At 54.3% G+C, this 3646-nt stretch carries 3 pseudogenes; all 3 read right to left on the reverse strand.

Features of this window, described 5'->3' with window-relative positions:
- Positions 1-177: 177 nt before the first annotated feature.
- Positions 178-2529, reverse strand: a pseudogene (ygjK, locus tag BHE85_RS12105) (alpha-glucosidase).
- Between the two features lie 16 nt (positions 2530-2545).
- A pseudogene (gene ygjJ / locus BHE85_RS12110) lies at positions 2546-3298 on the reverse strand (protein YgjJ); the annotation flags it as partial.
- 15 nt (positions 3299-3313) lie between these two features.
- Positions 3314-3646 (reverse strand): annotated as a pseudogene (locus BHE85_RS12115) (IS1-like element IS1X2 family transposase); the annotation flags it as partial.

Genomic DNA, 3646 nt, shown 5'->3' on the forward strand with positions numbered 1-3646 from the left:
CGCGTCTTATCCGACCTACGGGGACGCACATGTAGGGCGGATAAGGCGTTCACGCCGCATCCGCCAGTGGCGCGGTGCAGTTGCCGGATGCAACGCTTGCCGCGTTTTATCCGGCCAGGAGGATTGCACATGTAGGGCGGATAAGGCGTTTACGCCGCATCCGCCAGCAGTTGCAAATTATTGCTTACGGAAAAAATCGTTATACAACATATACAAATGCGCGGCACTCCAGGAGAAATTTGGTGCGCCTTGCTGCGCGCCAGTCAGCGGGTTGTAATTCTCCTGAATTGGGCCATCGGCGGTTAATCCTTTGGCGTGCCGGAAGAACGTATCCGCCAGCTTCAGGGCATCATCACGATAACCGTAACGCTCCATCCCTTTCAGAGCAAACCAGAACTGATCCACCCATACGCGCCCGCGCCAGTAGATATCAGCGCCAAAAGCCGGATTGGTTAACGCCGCCGTTCCCAGCGGGACAAAGGTGTTGAACTCTTTAGGATCGAGCATCACCTTCACCACCGCGTCGGCATTGGCCTGCGTTGCCGCACCGTTAAACAGCGGCGACCAGCCTTCCGGCCCTTTACCGCGCTCAACAATCGGTTTGCCCGCGCAGCCGTTCGCCAGTGGTTTATCTTCAATACGTACGTCATAGTAGAACTGGGTAGTCGGGTCGAACATACAGGTGTTGATGTAGTCCGCGAGCTGCTGTGCCAACTGGCGATAGCGTTTGGCCTCTTCTGGCTTACCGAGGATGGTTGCCATCTCCGCCAGATAATGGTTATCGCTGTACATATAGCTGGCCTGATCCACCGACTCCTGCAATAGCGAGTAGCCCAGCAACGTTCCGTCCTGACTGCGGTTTTCGGCGAATTTCACCGTCCAGTCGCTACGTTTGCCACCATTAGCGACATATTTATCCAACTGTTCTTTGTCGATAAAACCAAAGACGGCGGCATCATCACGCCCCGATTCCCACGACGCAGCGACCTGTGCCGGAATTTCCAGACTGTCGTACTGGCCTTTCTCCACCACGCGGGCGTAGTTGTTCAGCCCAGACTGCGTCTCTTCTTTGTTGCCTTTCTTCACCGCAAACAGCATCTCGCCGCTCTCAGTGTTGTGGGCTTTGTCGCGGGTCGCGCCATATTCCGGCACGCCGTTGCCGTTGTGATCGCGGTTACGTAACCACCAGTCGTGATAGGCGACCAGTTTCGGGTACATCTCTGCCAACCAGGCTTTATCCTGGGTGACGTTGTACACTTCTATCACCGACCAGGCGGCAAGGCTGGGTTTGGTATTACGTTCGTTCCAGTTGCCGCCATCGCCACCACGCTCGGGGCTAAGGTTCCACGCTATCAGGTCGGGGACAAAGCCCACATCCTGCGGACGCACGCGGTCGCCAGGCTGGATCTGCCAGGAGAAGACCGCGCGGATATTCTCTTTGGCGATGTCCGGATTGAAATGCGCCATCGCAAACGCCTGCTTCTAGGTATCCCACGGCCAGGTCTGATTGCCGGAGAACCAGCGCCCGGTCACCGACGGTGTAACGGTGTTAAATTTCACCGCACCGCCCGGTGAGCGCCAGTTACCGTTGAGCGTTTCGATCGCTTTCACCGCGACGCGCGTCTGTTCCGGCGTCGCATCCGGATTGGTTAACCCTTTCTTCAGGTATTCTTCCCAGCGTTGCTGCGAGGCGGTGAGATAAAACGCCGGACGCGCCAGAATATCGCGGATCTGCATTTGCTCTTTGCTAACTTCCTGAGCGGTCAGCAGATGGGAATAGGTGGTGTAGAGCGTGGTCGAACCGTTGATATGCGCCTTACTGGTAAAGCGATTACCGTTGATTTCAGTCTGCACCGGCAGGGATTTATGCACCTGATATTCCGATTCGCCGGAGGTCAGCAGATCCCAGGTGGCGCGCACTTTGCCAAAGGTGACTTTCAGGCCATCACGGGTGGCGCTGATTTTGCGCTGATAGTCAGGGTATTCGCCAGCAATGGTTTTATCGGAAAGCGGTTTCCCTTCTTTCGCTTCCAGTTTTTCCAGCAGTTCGCCGTCCCACACCAGATCCAGCGGTTTATTGCTGGTGATTTTGGTTTCCAGTAGTGACGTGCGCGGCGTGGCGAAGCGCAGAGTCATTTCGACTTGCACATCTTTTGCTGTCAGTTTTTGCACCAGCGCACCGGGAATACTGTATGCCTCCAGCGTAAAGTCGACTTTCTTGCCGTCCTGCCAGACGGTCAGGCGGTCGAAATTGCTGGCCATAAAGTTGATGTACTCTTCCGTCAGCAGCGCAACGCCCGGAAAGCCGCCCATGGTGTTAGGGCCGTCTGGCAACAGATGACCATGCCAGGCTCCGAGATCGAAAAACGGATTAAAACGCTGGTGATCGTCGTAATCGTAATCCTTCATGTACTGCGGCGCGCCAGTACGGTTAATCACGTTTTTATAATTGTCGGCGTTAGCGGCATGGGCGGAAAAACTTATCAGCAGAGCGCAGGTTACTGGCGTTAAAATAGTTTTTATTTTCATGAAATTACAGTCCTTATTACCAGTAGAAATATTGCATCAGGAAGATTTGGTCGCTGGGATCGTGAGAGGCATTTTTCATGTAGAAGCGGCTATCAAAAGCCGTGGCGAAACGTCCGCCGCCGTATTCGTACCAGATACCAAACTGCATGAAAGAGGTGGTTTCATCGTCAGCGTGGTCAGGGCGATGTTTGGCGTAGGTGTAAGCGGTGGAGAGATAAACGCCCTTTAACGCTTCATACATGGCGCTCACCATCATCCCACTTTCACTTCCCGGTACGTCCAGCCCGTCGGCGCGTCCGGTATGGTGCCAGGCGCGAGCGGCAAAGTTAGGAGTTAGCAGGCCCGTGAGATAGAGCTGTCCTGTGCCGTCGGTGATTTCCAGACCGTTCATCCAGGTGATGCCTTCGGCAAGGTCATACTGGATGTAACCGTTCATCATTGCCGGATAGGTGTATTTGTCGTCATAGCGATCGTATTTGCCAAAATGTAGCCAGGCTTTGCTTTCATCATGATGTCCGGCAGGAGTCGCGGTGACGCTATAACGAAAGTTGCCGCTTAAGTTCTGTACCTTCAGCGCAGTCATAATGTCGCGGGTATTGGGAATGACGTAGCCCAGATCGGGGGTGAAATCGCCCCACCATTGCAGGTCATCCAGCGAGGAATCCTGACGCAGACTGAGCATGATTTCGGTGCCATCATTGGTACGATAACCGCCATAGAAACGGTTAATTCCGCCCTCGAAACCACCCCAGCTATGGTCTGGCACCCAGGTAATGACTCCAACTTACTGATAGTGTTTTATGTTCAGATAATGCCCGATGACCTTGTCATGCAGCTCCACCGATTTTGAGAACGACAGTGACTTCCGTCCCAGCCTTGCCAGATGTTGTCTCAGATTCAGATTATGTCGCTCAATGCGCTGAGTGTAACGCTTGCTGATAACGTGCAGCTTTCCCTTCAGGCGTGATTCATACAGCGGCCAGCCATCCGTCATCCATACCACGACCTCAAAGGCCGACAGCAGGCTCAGAAGACGCTCCAGTGTGGCCAGAGTGCGTTCACCGAAGACGTGCGCCACAACCGTCCTCCGTATCCTGTCATACGCGTAAAACAGCCA

The organism is Shigella sp. FC1567 (assembly GCF_001743015.1).
Lineage (GTDB): Bacteria > Pseudomonadota > Gammaproteobacteria > Enterobacterales > Enterobacteriaceae > Escherichia > Escherichia coli.